The organism is Streptomyces sp. iso_384 (assembly GCF_056172905.1).
Genome location: NZ_JBWBTT010000023.1, coordinates 1 through 374, shown reverse-complemented (window position 1 = coordinate 374; position 374 = coordinate 1). Strand labels below are relative to the sequence as shown.

Genomic DNA, 374 nt, shown 5'->3' with positions numbered 1-374 from the left:
GCAGCCGTAGTCCTTGCCCACCTCCTTGATCCACGCCGACTTGATCTTGCAGAACAGCTCGACGATCTCGCCGTAGGGTGACGGCAGGACCTCGCCGGCCACGTCGCCGATCAGCTCAGCGATGTCCCCTGCCATGTTGGCGGCCTCAGCGTCGAGATGGACCTCGAAGCCCCACCACTTCTTCTCGGTCGAGACCTTGTATCCGCGTGCGGCCAGCTCCTCCTGGGCCCGTTGAGCACGCGCGATGTCCTGCGACGTCGGTTCCGCGTGGTCGGTGCCCAGTACATGGCTGGGGCTTTCCGTCGCTGCTGATTCCTCGGCAAGGGCCATCGATCACTCCCTGATGTGTGGTGGCACCCTGGGCCCCTGACGGG

At 65.2% G+C, this 374-nt stretch carries 1 protein-coding gene; it reads right to left on the bottom strand.

Annotated elements, in window-relative coordinates; genetic code table 11:
• A partial coding sequence (locus AC0VY3_RS37340; RefSeq protein ID WP_475551957.1) for a hypothetical protein occupies window positions 1-330 on the bottom strand: 330 nt, incomplete at its 3' end.
• Window positions 331-374 lie beyond the last annotated feature (44 nt).